This is a genomic window from Acinetobacter sp. 24-47-62 (assembly GCF_056779765.1).
Genome location: NZ_JBWYIN010000050.1, coordinates 1 through 279 on the forward strand (window position 1 = coordinate 1; position 279 = coordinate 279).

The 279-nt window shown below is 53.0% G+C and carries 1 pseudogene; it reads right to left on the reverse strand.

The window, feature by feature from the left end:
• Positions 1 to 279 (reverse strand): annotated as a pseudogene (locus AC1M87_RS14840) (type VI secretion system tip protein VgrG); the annotation flags it as partial.

Consider the following 279-nt stretch of genomic DNA (forward strand, 5'->3'; position numbering starts at 1 on the left):
TGAACCAGTAGCCGACTTGGCTGTCTCTGACGCTGGCTTTGGCGATGAATTGTTTGCTTTGTCCAGCGTAGTAGTCGCTGAGGTGTTGGTTAAGTTTTTCAACTTGGCTGTTGCCTGAGGCGGTGGCTTGGTCTTCACCTTTGAGGTCTTGGATCCATGCAGGGCTGATGTGCCATGCTTGTTCGAGGCCTAGGCTGGCATTGTCTTGGTGGTCACTGTGTTGGTGTTTGCTTTGTACTGAGCCTGCGCCTTCTTCTTGTTCGAGGGCTGTGGCTTGCC